This window comes from Bradyrhizobium sp. TM233 (genome assembly GCF_036247965.1).
GTDB classification, from domain to species: Bacteria; Pseudomonadota; Alphaproteobacteria; order Rhizobiales; family Xanthobacteraceae; genus Bradyrhizobium; species Bradyrhizobium ottawaense.
This window is the reverse complement of record NZ_BTIG01000003.1, coordinates 793,011-813,888: the sequence shown is the minus strand read 5'-3', so window position 1 is coordinate 813,888 and position 20,878 is coordinate 793,011. Positions and strand designations below refer to the sequence as shown.

Annotated in this window: 18 protein-coding genes; 12 read left to right on the top strand and 6 right to left on the bottom strand. The window is 63.9% G+C overall.

Annotated elements, in window-relative coordinates; genetic code table 11:
• Positions 1-180 precede the first annotated feature (180 nt).
• The 3 genes from AABA86_RS10785 (at position 181) to AABA86_RS10775 (ending at position 3,378) form a co-directional block, all read left to right on the top strand.
• Positions 181-1,449 (top strand): CaiB/BaiF CoA transferase family protein, encoded by a 1,269-nt coding sequence (locus AABA86_RS10785; protein ID WP_338306740.1) that lies wholly within the window; start codon positions 181-183, stop codon positions 1,447-1,449.
• Positions 1,450-1,599: 150 nt separating this feature from the next.
• A complete protein-coding gene (locus AABA86_RS10780; protein WP_445083405.1) occupies positions 1,600-2,805 on the top strand; it encodes an acyl-CoA dehydrogenase family protein in 1,206 nt (401 codons plus the stop codon).
• A gap of 9 nt (positions 2,806-2,814) precedes the next feature.
• Complete coding sequence (locus AABA86_RS10775; RefSeq protein WP_338306685.1) at positions 2,815-3,378, top strand: flavin reductase family protein; 564 nt, start codon at positions 2,815-2,817, stop codon at positions 3,376-3,378.
• Between the two features lie 25 nt (positions 3,379-3,403).
• On the opposite strand, the gene AABA86_RS10770 is transcribed toward AABA86_RS10775, so the two are convergent.
• Entirely contained in the window at positions 3,404-4,312 is a 909-nt protein-coding gene (locus AABA86_RS10770; protein WP_212250211.1) for an NAD(P)-dependent oxidoreductase, read from the bottom strand.
• Positions 4,313-4,480: 168 nt separating this feature from the next.
• Here AABA86_RS10770 and AABA86_RS10765 point away from each other — a divergent pair, with 168 nt between their 5' ends.
• From AABA86_RS10765 to AABA86_RS10740, 6 genes are all read left to right on the top strand, one after another.
• Positions 4,481-5,464, top strand: a complete 984-nt coding sequence (locus AABA86_RS10765; protein WP_212250210.1) for an ABC transporter substrate-binding protein — start codon at positions 4,481-4,483, stop codon at positions 5,462-5,464.
• A gap of 72 nt (positions 5,465-5,536) precedes the next feature.
• Entirely contained in the window at positions 5,537-7,231 is a 1,695-nt protein-coding gene (ilvD, locus tag AABA86_RS10760) for a dihydroxy-acid dehydratase (protein WP_338306684.1), read from the top strand.
• Between the two features lie 123 nt (positions 7,232-7,354).
• The gene (locus AABA86_RS10755) at positions 7,355-8,200 is read left to right on the top strand and encodes an ABC transporter ATP-binding protein (protein WP_212250208.1); all 846 of its coding nucleotides are present in this window, start codon (positions 7,355-7,357) and stop codon (positions 8,198-8,200) included.
• Entirely contained in the window at positions 8,197-8,982 is a 786-nt protein-coding gene (locus AABA86_RS10750) for an ABC transporter permease (protein ID WP_212250206.1), read from the top strand. The genes AABA86_RS10755 and AABA86_RS10750 overlap by 4 nt, the downstream gene beginning before the upstream one ends.
• Positions 8,982-9,746: an ABC transporter permease gene (locus tag AABA86_RS10745; RefSeq protein WP_445083456.1), complete on the top strand. Its 765-nt coding sequence runs from the start codon at positions 8,982-8,984 to the stop codon at positions 9,744-9,746. Before AABA86_RS10750 ends, AABA86_RS10745 begins: the two co-directional genes overlap by 1 nt.
• A gap of 35 nt (positions 9,747-9,781) precedes the next feature.
• Complete coding sequence (locus tag AABA86_RS10740; protein WP_212250202.1) at positions 9,782-10,828, top strand: peptidase M29; 1,047 nt, start codon at positions 9,782-9,784, stop codon at positions 10,826-10,828.
• Here AABA86_RS10740 and AABA86_RS10735 read toward each other — a convergent pair.
• Genes AABA86_RS10735 through AABA86_RS10715 form a run of 5 tightly spaced genes read right to left on the bottom strand, consistent with a single transcriptional unit; the run spans position 10,825 to position 16,552 of the window.
• Positions 10,825-11,817, bottom strand: coding sequence for a 3-hydroxybutyryl-CoA dehydrogenase (locus tag AABA86_RS10735; RefSeq protein WP_212250200.1), 993 nt, complete (start codon positions 11,815-11,817; stop codon positions 10,825-10,827). The two genes, AABA86_RS10740 and AABA86_RS10735, sit on opposite strands and share 4 nt — an antisense overlap.
• Before the next feature lie 3 nt (positions 11,818-11,820).
• Positions 11,821-12,909, bottom strand: coding sequence for an NAD/NADP-dependent octopine/nopaline dehydrogenase family protein (locus AABA86_RS10730; protein ID WP_338306682.1), 1,089 nt, complete (start codon positions 12,907-12,909; stop codon positions 11,821-11,823).
• Positions 12,906-14,432 (bottom strand): class I adenylate-forming enzyme family protein, encoded by a 1,527-nt coding sequence (locus AABA86_RS10725; RefSeq protein ID WP_338306681.1) that lies wholly within the window; start codon positions 14,430-14,432, stop codon positions 12,906-12,908. The genes AABA86_RS10730 and AABA86_RS10725 overlap by 4 nt, the downstream gene beginning before the upstream one ends.
• A gap of 2 nt (positions 14,433-14,434) precedes the next feature.
• Positions 14,435-15,724 (bottom strand): acyl-CoA dehydrogenase family protein, encoded by a 1,290-nt coding sequence (locus AABA86_RS10720; RefSeq protein ID WP_338306680.1) that lies wholly within the window; start codon positions 15,722-15,724, stop codon positions 14,435-14,437.
• Between the two features lie 12 nt (positions 15,725-15,736).
• The gene (locus tag AABA86_RS10715; RefSeq protein ID WP_338306739.1) at positions 15,737-16,552 is read right to left on the bottom strand and encodes an alpha/beta fold hydrolase; all 816 of its coding nucleotides are present in this window, start codon (positions 16,550-16,552) and stop codon (positions 15,737-15,739) included.
• Between the two features lie 195 nt (positions 16,553-16,747).
• Between AABA86_RS10715 and AABA86_RS10710 the strand changes: the two genes are divergently transcribed.
• From AABA86_RS10710 to AABA86_RS10700, 3 genes are all read left to right on the top strand, one after another.
• Positions 16,748-17,509, top strand: coding sequence for an SDR family NAD(P)-dependent oxidoreductase (locus AABA86_RS10710; RefSeq protein WP_338306679.1), 762 nt, complete (start codon positions 16,748-16,750; stop codon positions 17,507-17,509).
• A 31-nt stretch (positions 17,510-17,540) separates the two neighbouring features.
• The gene (locus AABA86_RS10705) at positions 17,541-18,377 is read left to right on the top strand and encodes an enoyl-CoA hydratase family protein (RefSeq protein WP_338306678.1); all 837 of its coding nucleotides are present in this window, start codon (positions 17,541-17,543) and stop codon (positions 18,375-18,377) included.
• A 98-nt stretch (positions 18,378-18,475) separates the two neighbouring features.
• Positions 18,476-20,827 (top strand): bifunctional salicylyl-CoA 5-hydroxylase/oxidoreductase, encoded by a 2,352-nt coding sequence (locus tag AABA86_RS10700; protein ID WP_338306677.1) that lies wholly within the window; start codon positions 18,476-18,478, stop codon positions 20,825-20,827.
• Positions 20,828-20,878: the final 51 nt, after the last annotated feature.

Here is a 20,878-nt window from a genome sequence, read left to right as displayed (position 1 = left end):
AGATGCGCGCAGCCACCGTACGCTCAAATATCTAACGGCCCGGCAGCTTGACAGCTGCCGGGCCGTTTTTGCGTTTCAGGTGAAGCGAGCGAGGCCCTTGCGAAGTTGGCGGCGCCGGGCTTTAAGTTTGCTCCTGCAGGAAATTCGGCGGCCATAAGCCGATGTAAGGGAGCGCTATCGATGCCAACCAAGCCTCAATTGCCGGAACGTTCGCCGCGCGCGACGGAAGGGCCGAGTGCGCTCGACGGTCTGCTGGTCATCGATTTCACGCGTGTCGTCGCCGGCCCGGCCTGCACGCAGACGCTTGCAGATTTTGGCGCGCAGGTCATCAAGATCGAAAATCCCGACGGCGGCGACGACACGCGCGCCTATGAGCATGCGGAAATTGGCGGCGAAAGCGCCGCCTATCTCAGCCTGAACCGCAACAAGCGCGGCATTGCGCTCAACCTTGCCGTGCCAGAGGCCCGCGAGATCGTGCTGGATCTGATCCGCAAGGCGGATGTGGTTGTGGAGAATTTCTCGAGCGGAGTCATGAAGAAGTTCGGGCTCGACTATGACGCGGTCGCCCCGCTCAATCCACGACTGGTCTATTGCTCGATCTCGGCCTACGGACGCTCCGGACCGTTCGCCTCCCGCCCCGGCTTCGATCCCATCACGCAGGCGGAGAGCGGCTTCATGTCGCTCAACGGATTTGCCGACGGTCCGGCGGTTCGTACCGGCCCTCCGATCGTGGACATGGCGACGGGGATGTCTGCCTGTAACGCCATCCTGCTCGCGCTGTTGGCGCGGGACCGGCTTGGCCGCGGGCAGCATGTCGAAGTGGCCTTGTTCGACGTTGCGATGGGGATGACTGGCTTCTACGGCATGGCGTATCTCATCAACGGCGAAAACCCCGGCCGGTTCGGCAATTCGCCCAGCGGGTCTCCCACGGTCGGCGTCTACGAAGCCTCGGATGGGCCGCTCTACATGGCTTGCGCCAACGATCGGCTGTATCGCCGGCTCGTGGTCGAGGTGCTGAACCGGCCAGATCTCATCACCGATCCGCAGTTTGCCTCGCGCAAGGCCCGTTCCGAGAACAAGGAGCTTTTGCGCGCAGCCATTGCAGAGGTCTTTGCCAGCGATACGCTCGAGAACTGGATGGCGAAAATGAAGCTGGCCAATATTCCGGTCGGCTATCTCCGGACGGTCGAGGAGGGGTTCAATGCGCCAGAGGCTCGCGAGCGCCATCGCTTGAGCCGCATTCCGCACCGTACAGCGGAATGGGTGCCGAACATCGAGCCGCCGATTACCATGAGCCTGACCGGCCCCGTCGATCCCGTTGCAGCCCCCCTGTTAGGTGAGCATACCGAGGACGTCTTGCGCAGCATGCTCGGTTATGACGAGCGTCGGATCACGGAGTTTAGCCGGAAAGGCGTCTTTGGCTCGGGAAAGCCCTCGACGCCGGTTTAGGCCGGCTGTCAGTCTCCTCGCAACAGGCATCGCGCGGCAAGCGAATCGATGCTTCGTGATGCCGGCTGCATTGGCTTGATTTGGCGAAGGAGCGGCCGCATAAATATGTGAAAGTGAGGGACACGAATGGCGCCTGGTCGAAAGCCGAGCATGGGTCAGCCCACCGGGTCGGAAGCAGGCGAACGCGCCTATGCGGCGATGATCGCGAAGGCCCAGGCCCTCGTGCCGCGACTACGAGAGCGGGCGGTGCGGACGGAGGAGCTGCGGCATCTCCCATCGGAAACCGAGATGGATCTCCATCAAGCCGGCCTGTTCCGGATGCTCCAACCGGCACGGATTGGCGGCGCCGAGCTCGACTATGTCGCTCTTGTCGACTGCGCTGAGCTGCTCGGACAGGCGGATGCATCGGTGGCCTGGAATCTCGCCAATCTGGCGAGCCACCACTGGATGCTCGGCATGTTCGAGCAGAAGGCGCAGGATCTGGTCTGGGGCCGTGATCCGGATGCGCTGATCGCGTCCTCGTTCATTTTTCCCGCCGGACGGGCCACGCGAGTGGACGGCGGATATCAGCTTCGCGGCAGCTGGCCATTCTCCTCCGGCGTTGCCTCCTGCGAATGGAACATGCTCGCAAGCGTAGTCTACTCCGACGACGAGGCCGACGGCATCGAGTATCGCATCTTTTTGCTGCCGAAAGGCGATTACAGCGTGCTGGACACCTGGAACGTTGCGGGACTGCGCGGGACGGGGTCCTGCGACGTGGAGGTCAGGGACGTCTTCGTGGCGGACCATATGACCGTCGCCGTCGGCGACCTCGCTGGCGGCACGACGCCGGGAAGCAAGGTCAATCCCAATCCGCTGTATGCGCTCCCCGTGTTCTCGCTGTTCCCATACGTCCTCTCCGGTGTTGCGCTGGGGAATGCGCAAGCGTGCCTCGACGATTATACGGAGGTCGCACGCCATCGTATTTCAACCTACAACCGGGCCAAATTGAGCGATTTTCAAAGCACCCAGATCAAGATCGCGGAGGCCTCGGCGAAGATCGACGCCGCGCGCCTGGTCATGCGGTCGGCGTGCCTTGATGCCATGGAGGACGCGCGGCGCGGTCATATCCCTGACATGGCGACCAAGACCCGTTATCGGCGCGACGGATCTTTTTCGGTAAACCTGTGCACGGACGCGGTCTCGATGCTGTTTGCCGCGAGCGGCGCGCGCGGTCTGTTCACAACTGGTGTGCTGCAGCGGCAATTTCGCGATGCGCACGCGATCAACTCGCATCTCGCATTCAACTTCGATGCGGCCGGGACCAACTATGGACGCGTGGCGCTGGGCCTGCCGTCCGAAAATCTCACGCTGTGAGGCCGGCCGATGAATGATCTGCCGCAGCAGCCCGGCGCTCCCGATCCCGCCAACGAGTTCGCGAGCGACAGCTCGTCGATCGATCCTCGCGACTTTCGCAACGCGCTCGGAACCTATGCAACGGGCGTGACGATCATCACGGCCGCAGCGCCTGACGGCAAGCCCTACGGGCTGACCTGCAATTCGTTCGCCTCCGTCTCGTTGAACCCTCCGCTGGTCCTGTGGAGCCTGGTCGTCTATTCCTCGAGTCTGACCATCTTCCAGAACGCCAGCCATTTCACCGTCAACGTGCTTGGTGCTTCGCAGCAGGCGCTTGCGACAAAATTCGCCAAGTCGTCGGACGATAAGTTCACAGGTGTGGACTGGGCGCCGGGCCTCGGCGGAGCGCCGGTGCTTGCGGAGAGCGTCGCCAACTTTCAATGCCGCTCCGTGAATCGCTATTATGGCGGCGACCACGTGATCTTTCTCGGCGCGGTCGAGGCCTATACCTACAACACAACGGAGCCGCTGCTCTTCGCGCGGGGGGCGTTCGGCCGATTCCTCGCGGATGACGAGCGCAAGACGTCGCCTTGATGGACTTCAGATCGCGCTCGACAGCTTAGCGCTCCGCCGCTGAAAGCTTGTAAATCTCCAGCGCGTCCGCTTCCGCGCCGCGCGCGGCCTTGGCGAGCCTGAAAAGTTGTCCCGCAAGAGAGGCCATCGGCACCGGTGTCGATGTCGCCTGCGCGACGTCGGCGACCGTATCGAGATCCTTGAGCATCGTGGCAATGTGACCGAGCGGTGGCGAGTGAATGCCTTGCACCATTCTCGGCACGAAAAGCTGAAGCGGGATCGAGTCCGCGAAGCCGCCGGCGAGCGCTTCGGGCAGGCGATTGGCGTCAATACCCGCGTTGACGGCCAGGCGCGTGGCTTCTGCCAGCACGGCCATCGCGCATCCCACGATCACCTGATTGCAGAGTTTCGTGGTCTGGCCGGCGCCAATAGGGCCCATGTGGGTGAACCTGCGCGCCATGGCCAGCACGTAGGGGCGTACCCTCTCGATCTCGTCCGCTTCTCCGCCGGCCATGATCGCAAGGGTGCCTTCCTCGGCGCCCTTCGTTCCGCCGGAAACCGGTGCATCGATCCAGCCGGCGCCATTGGCGGCTTTCAGTCGCTTGGCCAGATCGCGCGCGGCGTCGGGATGTATCGAGGAGAAGTCGACGACAAGCTTGCCTGCGCCGGGCACCGCTGCCAGCCCGTCAGGCCCGAAGATCACCTCCTCGACGGCCGCGGCATCCGTCACGCACATGAAGGCGATATCGGAGTTCGTCAGGAGATCACGAGGCGTGACTGCGCGCCTGGCTCCGGCCTCGGCGAGCGGAGCCACCTTGCCCTCCGAACGGTTCCAGACAGTGACCTGATAGCCGGCCTTGAGCAGGCGTCGGGTCATCGGCGTTCCCATCAGGCCAAGGCCGAGATAGCCGAGCCTCTCGGCGTCTTGCGGGTTTGCCTTGCTCGCATCAGCCATAGGTTGCCTCCTTCTGCCGCAGCGCGACGCCGCTTTACTATACATTGCGCATCGGACGGCAAAACCGCCCGGCTCGCGTGGCTTGCCTGATTGTTTGAACCATGAAAGATTTGAACCCGGTCGGGGTTGGGTGGCGCCGGTCGGCGCCGGAGCAGCGGAGTGGGCACGATGCGAACCGTTTCGAGATGGATCCTGGCTTTGGGGGCGGCGGCCGCCGTGAGCGCGGGGGCAAGCCCGTCATGGGCGCAGCAGACGATCCGCGTCGGTTGGACGATCCCGGCCGAGGAATCGAAGTACTGGATGATGCGCCGCCCGGCTGAATTTCCCAATCTCGGCAAGACCTACAATATCGAATGGACCCAATTCCAGGGCACCGCGCCGATGACGCAGGCCTTGGCAGCCGGCGCGCTGGACTGCGCGACGCAGGCGCCGCTGTCGCTCGCCAACGGTGTGGTCGGCGGCAATCTCAAGGCCTACATCGTGGCGCAGCACGTGTTCGAGAAGCCGGGCGGCTTCTCGGTCTACTGGGCCGTCATGGATGACTCGCCTATCAAGACGATCGCTGATCTCAAGGGCAAGACGGTCGGCATTTCCGTGATCGGCGGCGGCACGCAAGGCCCGTTCAACCTGCTCCTGAAGCAGAATGGCGTCGATCCAACCAAGGATATCAAGCTGGTCGAGGTCGGCTTTGCCGTCTCCGAGGATGCATTGCGCCAAGGCCGCGTCGATGCGGTGAACATGAACCAGCCGTTCGCGGCGCGGGCTGAGGCAAAGGGCGGTACAAGGAAGCTCTTCTCGCTGTCTCAGGCCATGCCGAACATCGTGCATATCCTGGAAGCTTGCCGTGCCGATTTCGTCGACAAGAACCCGGAACTGGTCAAGGCCTATGTCCGTGATATTACCTCGGGCATGAAGAAGGCGCTGGCGAACCGCGAGGAGACTCTCAAGGTCGTCAATGAAGTGCTGAAGGCGCCCATCCCGGTGCTTGAGACCTACCTGCTCAAAGACAACGATTTTGGCCGTGATCCAGGTGCAGCGCCGAATTTTCCGGCGATCCAGAAGATGCTGGACATCTACGCCGAGACCGGAATGCTGCCGAAACTGGATGTCGCGCAGTTCAAGCATCCGACGATCGTTGCTCCGCTGCAGTAGGCGGCCAGTCGGATGATCCGAACGAAGTGGTGGCGGCGTTCCAGATGATCCGGGACGAGGGAAGATGCACGTATGAAGAAATTGCGATCACGCGTCACCACTGACGGCCTCGACCGGGCCCCACACCGCGCATTCATGCGCGCGATGGGGCTCGACGACGCTGCGATTGCCAAGCCGATGGTGGGCGTCGTGAGCATGAAGGGCGAGCAGACGCCCTGCAACATGACCCACGATTTTCAGGTGGCCGCGGCCAAGACGGGCATCGAGGAGGCCGGCGGCACGCCGCGCGAATTCTCGACCGTGTCGGTCTCTGACGGCATCAGCATGAACCATGAGGGAATGAAGTTCTCGTTGTTTTCGCGCGAGCTGATCGCCGACTCGATCGAGGCCGTCGTCCATGGTCTGGCCTACGATGCGCTGATCGGATACGGCGGATGCGACAAGACGCTTCCGGGCGTGATGATGGGCATGGTTCGCTGTAACGTGCCCTCCATCTTCATCTATGGCGGCAGCTCGCTGCCGGGCCGCGTGGATGGGCGCACGCTGACGGTGCTCGATTCCTATGAGGCTGTCGGCAGCTTCATGACTGGTGAGATCGACGGCGCCACGCTGGAGCGGATCGAGCGTGCCTGCTTGCCGACGATCGGCGCCTGCGCCGGCCAGTTCACCGCCAACACCATGGGAATGGTCTCGGAGGCGATGGGCCTGACCATTCCCAACGTCTCGATGGTGCCCGGTGTCTATGCCGAGCGTGCGCAGATATCGCGGCGCGCCGGACGCCTGATCATGGAGATGCTGGCCCGCGGCGGGCCGTTGCCGCGCGACATCGTGACGCGGAAATCCCTCGAGAACGGCGCGGCGATCGTCGCTGCGACAGGTGGCTCGACCAACGCCGCGCTGCATCTGCCGGCGATCGCGAATGAGGCCGGCATTGCATTCACGATCGATGATGTAGGCGAGGTCTTTGCCAGGACGCCGTTGATCGGAAATCTGCGCCCCGGGGGTAAGTACACGGCGAAGGACGTCTACGACATCGGCGGTGCGGCAGTCGTGATCCGTGAGCTGATCCAGAGCGGGCATATCGATGGCGGCTGCTTGTCCATCACCGGCCGCACACTTGCCGAAGAGTATGGCACCGCCAACGCACCCGATGGAGAAGTCGTGTATGCGGCCCGCGCGCCGATCATGCCTGACGGCGGCGTAGCGGTGCTGAAGGGAAATCTCTGTCCCGACGGTGCGGTGATCAAGGTCGCAGGTTTGAAGAGTCAATTCTTCGAAGGCGTGGCGCGCGTTTTTGAGGATGAGGAAGCCTGCGTCGCATCGGTTCGTGACCGCAGCTATAAGGCGGGCGAGGTTCTCGTGATCCGCAATGAGGGGCCGGTCGGCGGTCCCGGCATGCGCGAGATGCTCGGCGTCACCGCGCTGATCTACGGACAGGGCATGGGCGAGAAGGTGGCGCTGATCACCGATGGCCGGTTCTCCGGCGCGACCCGCGGCATGTGCATCGGCTACGTGGCCCCCGAGGCGTTTGTCGGCGGTCCGCTGGCGCTCGTTCGCGATGGTGACAGAATCCGGATCGATGCCGCAAACCGGCGGATGGATGTGCTGCTCGATGAGCAGGAGCTCACAGCGCGGCGACGCGATTGGAAGCAACGTCCGCCGCGTCACCGGGCGGGCGCGCTTGCAAAGTACGCGCGGCTGGTTGGGCAGGCGCCGGGTGGAGCCGTGACGCATGAAGGCCCGGCAGAATGGCCGTGGTTCGAATGACCCACCGCACGGGTGCGAAAACGACCGCCTGTCTGGCAGGTTTCTTGCTAAGCTCGTGCCGCTGACGGAGGACGTTCAGCGGGTTCGTCGAGAAATGTTCGCGCGAGTGAGGCGACAGACGGGATGACGGTAGTGCCTGCGAGATCGAGCGAATGGGTGAGACCGGTGACATCACAAGAGCCGGCTTCTGCGATCATCGAGATCGACCGCGTCTCGCAGGTCTTTCAGACTTCGGCGCGCAAGGATCACGTGGCGCTTTCCGACATCTCGCTGACGATCGAGGAGGGCGCCTTCGTCTCCATCCTCGGGCCGTCCGGCTGCGGCAAGTCGACACTGCTTTATATCGTCGGTGGTTTTGTCAGCCCGACCAGCGGCTCGGCGAAGATCAAGGGACATGCGATCACGGGGCCCGGTCCGGATCGCGGGCCGGTGTTCCAGGAATTTGCCCTGTTTCCCTGGAAGACCGTGCTGGGCAACGTGATGTACGGCCCGCGTCAGCAAGGTGTGCGCGCCGCCGAGGCGGAAGCGCAGAGCCGGGCCTTGATCGAGATGGTTGGCCTCAAGGGCTACGAGAGTTTCTACCCCAAGGAATTGTCGGGCGGCATGAAGCAACGCGTGGCGCTGGCGCGGACGCTCGCCTACCATCCCGAAGTTCTGCTGATGGACGAGCCGTTCGGTGCGCTCGACGCGCACACAAGGACGCGGCTGCAGAACGACCTTCTCAACATCTGGGAGCGCGACCGCAAGACGGTGCTGTTCGTCACCCATTCGGTGGACGAGGCGGTCTTTCTCTCGGATAAGGTCGTGATGATGTCGAAATCGCCCGGCCGCATCCGTGAGGTCATCGACATCGATCTGCCGCGACCGCGCCGCCGCAACGAGCTGTTGCTCGACCCGCGCTATCAGAAGTACATCGTCGATATCGAGCGCATGTTCGATGAAAGCGACGAAGCCGGGCCGGCATCATGATGTCGTCGGCCACCTTGATCAGACGGGCCGCTCCGGTGCTGGCCTGCATCGGGCTGCTGGCCGTGTGGCAGGTTGCATCGCTTGCGCTGAAGAACGACAGCTTCCCGACCGCGATGGAGGCGATCAAGGCAATTCCGGATATTCTCGGCGACAAGGAATCCCTGATCAACATCCTGGCCTCGCTTCGCCGCATGGCGATCGGGTTCGGTGTGGCGGTGCTGGTTTCGATTCCGCTGGGCCTGTTGATGGGACGCAGCCGGGGCGTCGCGGCCTTTTTCAATCCGCTCCTGATGGTGATTTATCCGGTGCCGAAGGCCGCCTTGATGCCGATCATCATGCTTTGGCTGGGCGTCGGCGACGTCACCAAGACATTGGTGATCTTTCTGGGCGTCAGCCTCCCCGTGATCTATCACAGCTTCGAGGGTGCCAAGGCTGTCGAAGAGAAGATGCTGTGGTCGGGTGCCGCGATGGGGCTTTCGCCCGCACGACGCTTGGTGCGGATCGTGTTGCCCGCGGCGCTGCCGGAGATCCTGACCGGCTGCCGCACGGGACTGGTGCTGGCGCTGATCACGATGATCACCAGCGAGATGATCGCCCGCCAGTCCGGCGCCGGCAACATCCTGTTCAATGCGCTCGATATGGGTCAGTACGACACCGTCTTTGCGATGATCATCATCGTGGGCGCGATGGGAATCTGTCTCGACGCGATTTTTGAAAGGGTTCGTGCCAGACTCGTGCGTTGGTCCGAGCCGCAGTTCGACATGCCGCTGAGCTTCTCGTGATGTCGCGCATTCTCTCCGCAAACGTCCTTCTCGGGATTGCCCCGATCGTGCTGGTTGTCGCGTTGTGGCAAGGCCTGGTGTCATTCGGCTTCGCGCCCGCGGTCTTGCTGCCGCCGCCGGGCTTCGTCTTCAGCCGGCTGCTCCAGCAGCTCGTTACGTGGACGTTTCAGCAGGAGATCGCGGCAACCCTGATCCGGCTGTTTGCAGGGTTCGCGATTGCGGTCGTGCTGGGTGTCGGTATTGGCATTGCTGCCGCCGCCAATCCGGCGATCAATGCCGTGGTTCGGCCGATCGTCCGCGTATTGGCCCCGCTGCCCAAGGTCGCGCTCTATCCGGCACTCCTGCTTTTGCTCGGATTCGGTCACGGATCGAAGATCACATTGGTGGCCGCGGACGCACTCTTCCCCATTCTGCTCTCGACCTATTACGGTGCGTCGACTGTCGAGCAGAAGCTGATCTGGTCGGCGATGGCAGCGGGAACACCGCGCTACGAAATCCTCTTCAAGGTGGTGCTGCCGGCGGCGATGCCGTCGATCCTGACCGGATGCCGGATCGGGCTTGTCATTTCCTGCATCGTGGTGTTTCTGGCCGAGATGATCACGTCGACGGACGGATTGGGGCACGCGCTCGTGACCGCGGCGCGAACTTTCCAGGCCGTCGATATGTTCGTACCGCTGATCACGATCTCGCTGCTGGGCCTGATCCTGAATGGCCTGCTCGGGGCGCTACGCTCGTACCTGCTGCGGGGCTTTCCCGAGGCGTGAACTGACCAAGAAGAGCAGAAGACCGGGAGTGAACCATGCTGGCTGATCGCATCGAGGCAAAATGGATCGACGCATTCTGCGAGATCTTTGAACGCTGCGCCGTCAAGGCCGGCGATACCGCGGCGATCCTGTCGGAAACCCAGTCGCGTGCGTTGAATGTGCATCTGGCGGAGCTGGCGCTGCTGCGCATGGGCGCGCGGCCGTTTCACGTGGTGATGCCGACACCGCGTAACCGCAACATCGTGCCGGTTCGCTCAACGGGGGCGAGCGAGGCGATCCAGCGCCTTGGCCCGGTCATCACCGCGCTTCAGCAGGCCGGCTTTGTGGTGGACTGCACCATTGAAGGTCTGATGCACGCGGTGGAGACGCCCGAGATCCTCAAGGCCGGCGCACGGATCCTGGTGATCTCCAACGAGCATCCCGAAGCGCTGGAGCGGATGGTGCCGGATAGCGCACTCGAGAAGCGCGTTCGGGCGGCGGCCAAGATGCTGCGCGGGACCAAGCGGATGCGGGTGACGTCGAAGGCCGGCACGGCGCTGGACGTCGACATGGTCGGTGCGTCCACGGTCGGTGTGTGGGGCTGGACCGACAAGCCCGGCACGCTGGCGCATTGGCCCGGCGGAATCGTCGTCAGTTTCCCCAAGAGCGGGACCATCAACGGCACGCTGGTGATGGCGCCCGGCGACATCAACCTGACCTTCAAGCGCTACCTGGCCTCACCGGTGAAGATGACCTTGAAAGACGACTATGTCGTCGAGCTGGAAGGCGAGGGCACCGATGCCGCGATGATGCGCGCCTATCTTGCTGCCTGGGGCGATCGCGAGGCTTATGCCGTCTCGCATGTCGGTTTCGGCATGAACCCCGGTGCGCGCTATGAAGCGCTGTCGATGTACGACCAGCGCGACACCAATGGCACCGAGATTCGGGCTGTCTCCGGCAATTTCCTGTTCTCGACCGGCGCCAACGAATTTGCCGGCCGCTACACGGCGGGGCATTTCGATCTGCCGATGATGGGGACGACCATCGAGCTCGATGGCGTTGCTGTGGTCCGGGAGGGCGTGCTCCAGGACGTATTCGGCTAATTGCGGTCGAGCACGGGTGGGCGAGCCAGGTCGAAGTGGCGGAGCAGATCCACCATGGCCTGAAGCCGCTTTACGCGATAGGCGTCAACGTCCATGCCCGAATAGTCGAGGAAGCCGGCACCCGTGCGCAAGCCGATCCTGCCTTCATGCATGTTGCGTGAGATGACGTCCGGCGCGCGGTAGCGGTCGCTGCCGAGCGCGCCTTCGAGATAGCGACTGGCGTAGTACAAGATATCGCCGCCACCCCAGTCGATGAATTCGAGCAGTCCGAGCACGGCGTAGCGGAAGCCAAAACCGTAGCGGATCGCCTTGTCGATCTCCTCGGCACTGGCGACGCCTTCCTCGACCATGCGTGCGGCCTCGTTCATCGCCAGCGCCTGGATGCGCGGAACGATGAAGCCGGGCGTCGCCGCGCAGACGACCGGCACCTTGCCGATGCCTTCGAGCAGTCCCTTGACCTCGTCGACGATGGCGGGATCGGTGGCTCTGCCGGGCGAAACCTCGACCAGCGGGATCAGATAGGCTGGGTTGAGCCAATGCACGTTGAGGAAGCGGCGAGGGTTCACGATCGCGCCGGAGAGATCATCGACGAGGATGGTCGACGTCGTCGATGCCATGATCGTGTCGGGTCGGACCTGCCGTGAGGCTGACCCCAGCACCTCGCGCTTGAGTTCGACGACTTCAGGGACTCCTTCGAAAACCATTCCGGCGTCGGATAGCGCTGCCTCGCTCTGGCTGGCGGGCACCACCGAGACGCGCGCGATGAGCGGATCGACATCGGCCTCCGTCAGCAGCCCCAGCTTGGACAGGCTGGCAAAGGTCTTCGCGACCTCGCCGATCGCGTCCGCCTCCAGCTTGGCGAACTCCTCCGCGGAGCGCGCCTTGACGTCGATCATCGTGACCTGATGCCCAGCGTAGGCAAACGCGACGGCGATGCCGCGTCCCATGCGGCCAGCCCCCAGACAGACGATATTGGCCCGGTTGGTCATCGGTCAAAATCCATTGCGAAGCAGCGTCTGCAATTCAGCCTTGCTGAGATTGTCGAGCCCCAGCGTCTCTAGCGTTCGGCCACCTTGCGCAAAATCCTCGCCGCAGACCGCGCCGCCGATCGACAGGAGCGCTTTGGCCAGCGGCGTGGCCACGCCGGCCAGGCCGGCGACGGAGACGAGCAGCGACAGCCCAAGCCGCAGGTCCTCACGCATATAGCGATGCTCCGTCAGCACGATTCGCTCGCGCCAGTCGCCTGAATCCGTCAGCCGGTCGTGCGAGCCGCGGCCATACATCCAGATCTCGCCTTCCCTCGCATAATGGTGAGCAAGCGGAAAATGCGGTGCACCGTAACCAAGTGCCTCGCGGACCGCGATGCGTTCCGCGTCGAGCGCGTCGGTCACCCGCCGGGTCGCGGCTTGCGTGCCTTCCTTGTGGATGTCCCATCTCTCGAAATGCTCGATTGGACCGGCGTTCATCACGATCAGCGGCGGATGGATGATCGGGCCGGCATTCATCAGCGCCCCGGACAGCGCGTCTCCGCACGGCTCGATCGTATCGGGGAAGGCGCGTCCGATGACTTCGAGCGCATGCGGTGCCCGGTCGAGCGGGAATACGCCGACCGGAAGCCGCTTGGCGCGGATGGTGATCGCGACCTCGAACGGTCCGTGCTTGCGGGTGAGCCACGGCAGTGTACCGGTTTCGGCAAAGCTTGCCTTGGCCTGGTTCCCAGCTTCCCGCGCAGCCTCTGCGAAGATCATCGAACCGAATGTCGCTGGCGGCAGAAAGACGACCTGACCGTCCCGCAGATGCGGGGCGAGCAGGCGAGCGATATCGGTCTGTGCGAAGGCAGGAGCAGGGCACAGGATCAGCTCCGTGCCGTTGACGGCCTCGGCGATATCCGTCGTGACCAGCGCGAGCGTCACGTCGTGGCGGCCGTTGTGATCCTTGACCAGGATGCGCGAGCCGGCGGCGCGATGTGCCGCGACCTGGCCGGCATCGCGGCGCCAAAGCCGCACCTCATGCCCCGACAGCGCAAAATCGCCGGCGGCCGCGAACGAGCCGTTTCCCCCACCCAGAACTGCAATCTTCAAGATGCCTCTCCTTGCGCGCGGGACTGCGCATCAAGCTGCTTCAGCAGGAAATGCTGGACCTTGCCCAGCGCGGTGCGCGGCAGGTCGGCGACGAAGACGATCTCGCGCGGCACCTTATAGCGGGCGAGTTGCGCCTGGAGATGGGCTCTCAGCTCGTTCGCTTCGGGCCGGCAGCCGGATCGGGGGATGACATAAGCGATCGGCACCTCGTCCCAGCGCGGGTCCGGCCGGCCGATCACGGCGCATTCGCTGACGTCGGGATGTTCGAGCAGGACGCGCTCGACCTCGGCGGGATAGACGTTTTCCCCGCCTGAAATGATCATATTCTTCTTGCGGTCGCGGACCCAGAAATAGCCGTCGGCGTCGTTCAGGCCGATATCGCCGGTGCGATACCAGCCGTCGTGCAATGCGTCGCGCGTTGCGGCCTCGTTGCCCCAATATTCGAAGAACACATTGGGACCGCGTACCGCGATCTCGCCCGGCGTGCCGGCGGGCAGTTCGTTGCCGGCATGATCGACCACCTTCGCGTCGCAGCACAGGCCGGCAAGACCGGTCGATCCCGCGCGCGAAAGGTCGCCGCCGAGCCGCGTGTAGACGGCGATCGGGCAGGTTTCCGTCGAGCCGTAGACCTGAAGCACCGGCACATCGCGGGCGACGAAACGCTCGATCAGATGCGGAGGCACGATGGTCGAGCCGGTGGCGACGGCTTTGAGTGACGAAAGATCGGTGGCCGCCCAGGCAGGATGCTCGCTCACCGCCTGGATGATCGCAGGCACCATGACCGTGAGTGTCGGCCGCTCCTGTTCGATGGCTGCAAGCGCGGTCTCCGGCGCGAAGCGCGCATGGACCGTGACGGTCGCGCCAAGCTGCAGTGCCGGCGTGGTCTGGATGTTGAGGCCGCCGACATGGAAGAATGGCAACACGGTCAGCACGTGGTCGTCGGACGTCATGTTGTGCATGTGCTGGCTCAGGACGCCGTTCCAGAACAGCGCCTCCTGGCGCAGCACCGCGCCTTTCGGCCGCCCGGTTGTCCCCGATGTGTAGACGATCAGCAGCGGGCAGGAGAGATCGGTGTGGGGATTTCGGCCGGCGCCATCGCTGCGCGTCAGCAGGCTTTCGAATGCTGTGCCGCGAGGTGGCGTGAAGTCGAGGCCGACGAGGGACGTCCCCGGCGCAAGCTCGGGGAGAACACCCTCGAAGGCCTGCTCGAGCACCAGTACCTTGGCGCCCGCGTCGGCGAGAATGAAGAGTTGCTCGGCGACGGCGAGCCGCCAGTTCAGCGGCACCAGCATCGCGCCAAGTCGCGCGCAGGCATAAAGCAGAACCAGGTAATCCGGCCGGTTCAGACTGAGGATGGCGACGCGGTCGCCGCGGCCGACGCCGAGCTCCTGCTTCAATGCCGTCGCGGTGCGCTCGATACGTGCGGCGAACGCCGCATAGCTCAGCCGTTCCCCTTCGAAGGCAATGGCCGTCTTGTCTGGCGCGAACGCCGCGTTGCGATCGATCAGACTGCAGAGGTCCACCGTCAGTCGTCCGTCTCGCCGGTCTCATAGAGCGCCTCGCGTCCGATGCGGTCGAGGCACAGTTCGGCGGTCCAGGGCAACATCAGCGAGCCGCAGCGGCTGTCGCGATAGATCCGCTCCAGCGGCAGCGATCGAAGCATGGCCTGACCGCCGCAGGTGCGGATCGCGAGCGCGGCGAGCTCGTTGGCGCCTTCCATCACCGAGTATTGCGCGGCATAGGCCCGCAGCACCTGCTCCTTGCTCGGATTGGCGCAGGCTTCGGTGACCGCCTGGAACCAGACCGCCTTGATCTGTTCGAGCTTGATCTGCATCTGCGCGACCGCGATCTGCTTGGTCGGATACATCCGGCGCTTGACCGGCGGCATGCCCGGCACTTCGCCGCGCAGATAACGCACGGTGAAATCATAGGCCGCTTGCGCCAGGCCCATATAGGTCGGCGACAGCGTCAGGAACATGTGCGGCCAGCGCATCGCGGCCTGGAAATAGACGCCGCGCGGCATCAGTGCAGAGTCGGCCGGCACGAACACGTCCTTGAACAGAAGCGTTCGCGAAACCGTTCCTCGCATGCCGAGCGGGTCCCAGTCGCCGACGACCGAGATGCCTTCGGACTTGGCTGATATCGCGAGGTAAAGCGTGTTGCGGCGCGAGGCCTTCTCGCCTTCCTCGATCTCAGTGCAGAGCACGCCGTAATAGTCGGCGTGGCCGGAGAGCGATGCAAAAATCTTCTTGCCGTTGACGATCCAACCGCCTTCGACCGGCCTTGCTTCCGTGCCGAAGGCGACGCCGCCTGCGGCGGCCGCTCCACCCTCGGAGAAGGGTTGCGAATAGATCGCGCCATCTTCGACGATGCGCTTGTAGTGGACTGCGCGACGCCGCTCGTGCTCGGCCCGGGTCTCGGCGTCCATGTCGAGATCGTCGGCGAGGGGCCCCGACCAGAGGGTCGAACACACGTGCATGTTCCAGGTCAGCGCGGTCGCGCCGCAATAGCGGCCGATCTCGGCGGCCGCCAAAGCATAGGTCTGATAATTCGCGCCGAGCCCACCGTGTTTCTTGGGAACGGCAATGCCGAGCAGACCGACGCGGTGCAGGTCGCGATAATTCTCGATCGGAAACGTCGCCTCGCGATCGTAAGTGGCGGCGCGAGCGGCGAACACGCTCTGGCCGATTTCTCTTGCCCGCGCAATGATGCCAGCCTGCTCGTCGCTGAGGCGGAATGCAATGGGATCGAAGATCGGCGCATCCAGCGCGACCTTGTCAGTCGTGCCGATCGTCTTGCTGACTTGCATGGTCATTGCGCAGTCACCTTACGTTTTGGTCGTAACGGAATTCAGGAACCGGCCGAGGGCCTCGTCGAAGGCATCGGGGCGCTCGAGGTTGGCGAGATGGCCGACACCGGCGAGCTCGACATATTCGGACGAGGGAATGTACGTCGCCGTTTTCGCCATCATGGGCGCGGGCGCATTGTTGTCCCTGGATCCCGACAGTAGCAGCGTGGGGACGGAAATATCCCCAAGCGCGCTGCGCTGGTCGAAGCCGATGAGAGCCAGCATCATGGCGCGATAGCTTGCCTCGGGCACGCTCCCCATGCATTCGCGTGCAAGCTCCATCCCTTTCGGATCGGGATCGTCCCCGACAAGCTCCTTCACCAGCGAGGGCGCCAGCGACTTCATCGTCTCCCCGCGATCGAGCGGCCCGAGCCGCGCCGCGATGAACGATTTCTGCCAGTCGCCGTCGGCCTTGCCGAAGGCCGGGCTGGTCTGCGCCAGCACGACCGCGCGTGCCGGTTTCGGTGATTGCACCAGCCACTTCTGCACGATCATGCCGCCGATCGAGTGACCGACCAGAATGGGTCTGGCTGCACCGAGTTGTTCGATGAATTGCTGGAGCGCCTCCGCCAGGGCAGCGATGCTGACGCTGGCGAGCGGGGTCGAACCGCCGTAACCCGGCATATCCCATGCGATTGCGCGGAAGCGGCCACCGAATGTGGCAAGCTGCCGCCGCCAGGCCCGCGCTGCGCCGCCGATGCCATGCAGGAAGATCAGAGGTATCGCATTCGGATCGCCCGCGGCTTCGTAGGCGAAGCGTCCGTCCTTTGTTATCATTGGCGCAGGCTGCGACACGCGACATCCTTTTGCTTGGCCCTTGATGCTAACAGGCCTGTGGGGGATGGGAAGCGATAATTTTATACTTAAAGCAATTTTCGGGCCGCCCTCTCGTGCCCTGACGGTCGCGGCGGCGAGCACCGCTTTCGTTGCAAAAATTTGAAGGTTAAAATATATCGGAGGAACGATCATTGGATCCGAGGGAGCCAGCGCATGTCCGGATTGCCGCACTCGCCGCACGCACTGGTGACCGGTGGTGGCCGCGGCATCGGCCGTGCGATCGCGGCGTCTCTCGTCGGCGCCGGCGCCATTGTGACGATAGTCGGTCGGAACTCAGCGGTCCTCGAAGAGGCGGTCAATGCAGGCGCCGCGCATTTTGCGGCTGTCGCCGACGTCTCGAACGAGATCGCTCTGAAGGCCGCCATCGCCGAGGCCCAGGCGCGAAAGCCGATCGAAATCCTGATCGCCAATGCGGGCAGCGCCGAATCCGCACCATTCGCGAAGTCGGACAGTGCCCTGTTTGCGCGCATGATGGACATCAATTTCATGGGCGTCGTCCATGCCATCCACGGCGTGCTGCCGGGCATGAAGGATCGTCCGTATGGCCGCATCGTCGTGATTGCGTCGACCGCGGGGCTCAAGGGCTATGCTTATGTCAGCGCATACACTGCGGCCAAGCACGCCGCGGTCGGTCTCGTTCGTTCGCTTGCGCTCGAGCTGGCCGGCAGCAATGTGACCGTGAATGCGGTTTGCCCGGGCTTCACCGACACCGACCTCGTCGCCGGCAGCATCGAGAACATCATGACCAAGACGGGACGAAGCCGGGAGCAGGCGATCGCCGAGCTCGCCAAGCACAATCCGCAAGGGCGCCTGATCGCGCCTCAAGAGGTGGCGGATTCCGTGCTTTGGCTGTGCGGGCAGGGAGCCAGTGCGATCACCGGGCAGGCAATCGCGGTGGCTGGTGGCGAAATCTAGCGGCGCGGAACGAACACACCAAGGAGATCGCATGAGCAGACCAGCAAATCCCGTCACCATTCCGCTCGCGGACTATTCGCCGCAGCACTTCCTGCTGGCGGTGGTCGACGGCGTCGCGACGGTCACGCTCAACCGGCCCGAACGAAAGAATCCGCTGACGTTCGAAAGCTACCGGGAACTGACCGATTTCTTCCGCGCTTGCGCCTTGGACGACGAGGTCAAATCCATCGTCGTCACCGGCGCTGGAGGCAATTTCTCGTCCGGCGGTGACGTGTTCGAGATCATCGGCCCGTTGGTGAAGATGGACACCAAGGGGCTGACGGCCTTCACGCGGATGACCGGCGACCTCGTCAAGGCGATGCGCGCCTGCCCGCAGCCGATCGTGGCCGCGGTCGAGGGCATCTGTGCGGGGGCCGGTGCGATCGTCGCCATGGCCTCGGACATGCGCCTCGCGGCGAGCGGGACCAAGGTTGCTTTCCTGTTCAACAAGGTGGGCCTTGCCGGCTGCGACATGGGCGCCTGCGCGATCCTGCCGCGGATCATCGGGCAGTCCCGCGCCTCCGAACTGCTCTACACCGGCCGGTTTATGACCGCGGAAGAGGGCGAGCGCTGGGGCTTCTTCAGCCGCATCGTGACGCCGGAGCAGGTGCTGGCCCAGGCACAATTGCTGGCCAGGCAGATTGCGGAAGGGCCGACCTTCGCCAACACCATGACCAAGCGGATGCTGGCGATGGAATGGGCAATGTCGGTGGAGGAGGCGATCGAGGCGGAAGCCGTTGCCCAGGCCCTGTGCATGACCACGGCCGATTTCGAGCGCGCCTTCGAGGCCTTTGCCAACAAGGTCAAGCCGGTATTCAGGGGCGACTAAACGGCGTCTTTGTCCGAGCCGGCCAGCAAGGGGGACTTGCGCGAAATTATTTTAGACTTAAAATAGTTTCGTGACCGGGTGAACTTGGCGAGGCTCCCATGAAAGTCGCGATCATCGGTGGCGGACCTGCGGGTCTCTACGCTGCGATCCTGCTCAAGAAGCAGCGCCCGGGCGCCGACATCACGGTGTACGAGCGCAATCGGGCCGACGACACCTTCGGCTTCGGCGTGGTATTCTCGGATGCCACGCTCGACAATTTCGAGAAGCACGATCTGCCGAGCTACCGCCGTATCACCCAGGAGTTCGCATACTGGGACGACATCGCCGTGCATTTCCGCGGCACGGTCCACCGGGTCGGCGGTAACGGCTTTTGCGGCTGCTCGCGGCGCAAGCTGCTTCTGATCCTTCAGGAACGGGCCCGCGAGCTCGGCGTCGTCCTGCACTTCGAGGTGGACATCGACGACGAAACCCGGTTCGCCGACGCCGATCTCGTGCTGATCGCGGACGGTATCAACAGTCGCTTCCGCGAGAAATATGTCGATCATTTCCAGCCGGAGGTCGACCTCCGCTCCAACAAGTTCGCCTGGATGGGCTCGACCAAACCGCTCGATGCCTTCACCTTCATCTTCCAGGAGACCGAGTGGGGGCCCTTCATCGCCCACGCCTATCAATATGAGGCCGGACATTCGACCTGGATCTTCGAGACCGATCCCGAGGCGTTCGAGCGGGCTGGCCTCACGGGGCTGGACGAGACGCAGTCCGCCGCACGGATGGCCGAGATTTTCGGCTGGTTCCTCGATGGACACGAGCTGCTCATCAACCGTTCGATGTGGCGCAATTTCCCGATGATCCGCAGCAAGCGCTGGGTCAAGGACAACATGGTGCTGCTCGGCGATGCCAAGGCGAGCGCGCATTTTTCGATCGGCTCCGGCACCAAGCTGGCGATGGAAGACGCGATCGCGCTCGCCGACGCGATGCAGAACGCGCCGAGCACCGAGGCGGCGCTCGATCTCTATGAGCACGGCCGCCGCGAGGAGGTCGAGAAGACACAGCATGCCGCCGACGTCTCGCTGGTCTGGTTCGAGCATGTCGACCGCTTCTGGGATTTCGACCCCGTGCAGTTCGCCTTCGGCGTGATGACGCGCTCGAAGGCGATTACCTATGACAATCTGAAGCTCCGCGCGCCCGATTTCGTCGCCGAAGTCGAAAAGTCATTTGCCAAACAGGTTCGCGACAGCGGCTTTGACGTCGATACCAAAAAGCCCGCAGTGCCGTTGTTCCAGCCGTTCCGGCTGCGCGAGATGGAGATCGCCAATCGCGCGGTGATGTCGCCGATGTGCATGTACTCGGCCAAGGAGGGCGTGCCGACCGACTTCCACCTCGTGCACTACGGATCGCGCGCGATCGGTGGCGCAGGCTTGATCTTCACGGAGATGACCTGCGTCAGCCGCGATGCCCGCATCACGCCCGGCTGCGCCGGTCTGTGGAACGACGAGCAGGAGGCCGCCTGGCGGCGCATCGTGGATTTCGTCCACGGCAATTCGGCTGCAAAGATCTGCCTCCAGCTGGGCCACGCCGGCCGCAAGGGTGCGACCAAGCTGATGTGGGACGGCATGGATCGCCCGCTGGATGAAGGCGGCTGGGACGTGTTCTCCGCATCGCCGCTCCCTTATTTCCCCGACAGTCAGGTGCCGCGCGAGCTCGATCGCGCCGGCATGAATGCGGTGAGGGACGCTTTCGTCGCGGCGGCCGAGCGCGGCGAGCGCTGCGGCTTCGACATGCTCGAGCTGCATTGTGCCCACGGCTATCTGCTCGCCAGCTTCATCTCGCCGCTGACGAACACCAGGACGGACGAATACGGCGGCTCGCTCGACAACCGTCTGCGTTTCCCGCGCGAGATCTTCGAGGCCCTGCGATCGGCGTGGCCGTCGCACAAGCCGATGTCGGTGCGCATCTCCGCGACCGACTGGGCGGAAGGCGGCGTCACCGGTGACGACGCCGTGGCGATCGCGCGGGCCTTCGCCGAGGCCGGTGTCGATCTGGTCGACGTCTCGACCGGGCAGACCGTCCGCGATGCGCAGCCGATCTATGGCCGCATGTTCCAGACGCCGTTCTCGGATCAGGTCCGCAACGAGGCACGCGTGGCCACGATGTGCGTCGGCAACATCACGACGGCGGACCAGGCCAACACCATTCTGGCCGCCGGCCGGGCGGACCTCGTCGCGCTCGGCCGGCCGCACCTGGTCGATCCGTTCTTCACCATGAGGGCGGCGGCCTGGTACGGGGCAAAGGACGCGTTCTGCCCGCCGCAATATCTGCCCGGAATGGATCAGATTTTCCGAAACAGCGTCCGCGACCGGCAGGATCTGGAGGAGCTGCGCATTAAGGCTAAGCCCAAGACCCGGGCCGAGCTCAAGGCGGAGGCGACAAAGCCGCTTGCGGCGGAGTAACCGCCCGTGCGACGTTAACCTCATTGCCTGGCGTGTTTCGAGTGGAGTAAG

Coding starts and splice junctions, on each gene's coding strand:
- AABA86_RS10785 (WP_338306740.1), top strand. CDS start 181: ATGCCAACCAAGCCTCAATTGCCGGAACGTTCGCCGCGCGCGACGGAA.
- AABA86_RS10780 (WP_445083405.1), top strand. CDS start 1,600: ATGGGTCAGCCCACCGGGTCGGAAGCAGGCGAACGCGCCTATGCGGCG.
- AABA86_RS10775 (WP_338306685.1), top strand. CDS start 2,815: ATGAATGATCTGCCGCAGCAGCCCGGCGCTCCCGATCCCGCCAACGAG.
- AABA86_RS10770 (WP_212250211.1), bottom strand. CDS start 4,312: ATGGCTGATGCGAGCAAGGCAAACCCGCAAGACGCCGAGAGGCTCGGC.
- AABA86_RS10765 (WP_212250210.1), top strand. CDS start 4,481: ATGCGAACCGTTTCGAGATGGATCCTGGCTTTGGGGGCGGCGGCCGCC.
- ilvD (WP_338306684.1), top strand. CDS start 5,537: ATGAAGAAATTGCGATCACGCGTCACCACTGACGGCCTCGACCGGGCC.
- AABA86_RS10755 (WP_212250208.1), top strand. CDS start 7,355: ATGACGGTAGTGCCTGCGAGATCGAGCGAATGGGTGAGACCGGTGACA.
- AABA86_RS10750 (WP_212250206.1), top strand. CDS start 8,197: ATGATGTCGTCGGCCACCTTGATCAGACGGGCCGCTCCGGTGCTGGCC.
- AABA86_RS10745 (WP_445083456.1), top strand. CDS start 8,982: ATGTCGCGCATTCTCTCCGCAAACGTCCTTCTCGGGATTGCCCCGATC.
- AABA86_RS10740 (WP_212250202.1), top strand. CDS start 9,782: ATGCTGGCTGATCGCATCGAGGCAAAATGGATCGACGCATTCTGCGAG.
- AABA86_RS10735 (WP_212250200.1), bottom strand. CDS start 11,817: ATGACCAACCGGGCCAATATCGTCTGTCTGGGGGCTGGCCGCATGGGA.
- AABA86_RS10720 (WP_338306680.1), bottom strand. CDS start 15,724: ATGACCATGCAAGTCAGCAAGACGATCGGCACGACTGACAAGGTCGCG.
- AABA86_RS10710 (WP_338306679.1), top strand. CDS start 16,748: ATGTCCGGATTGCCGCACTCGCCGCACGCACTGGTGACCGGTGGTGGC.
- AABA86_RS10705 (WP_338306678.1), top strand. CDS start 17,541: ATGAGCAGACCAGCAAATCCCGTCACCATTCCGCTCGCGGACTATTCG.
- AABA86_RS10700 (WP_338306677.1), top strand. CDS start 18,476: ATGAAAGTCGCGATCATCGGTGGCGGACCTGCGGGTCTCTACGCTGCG.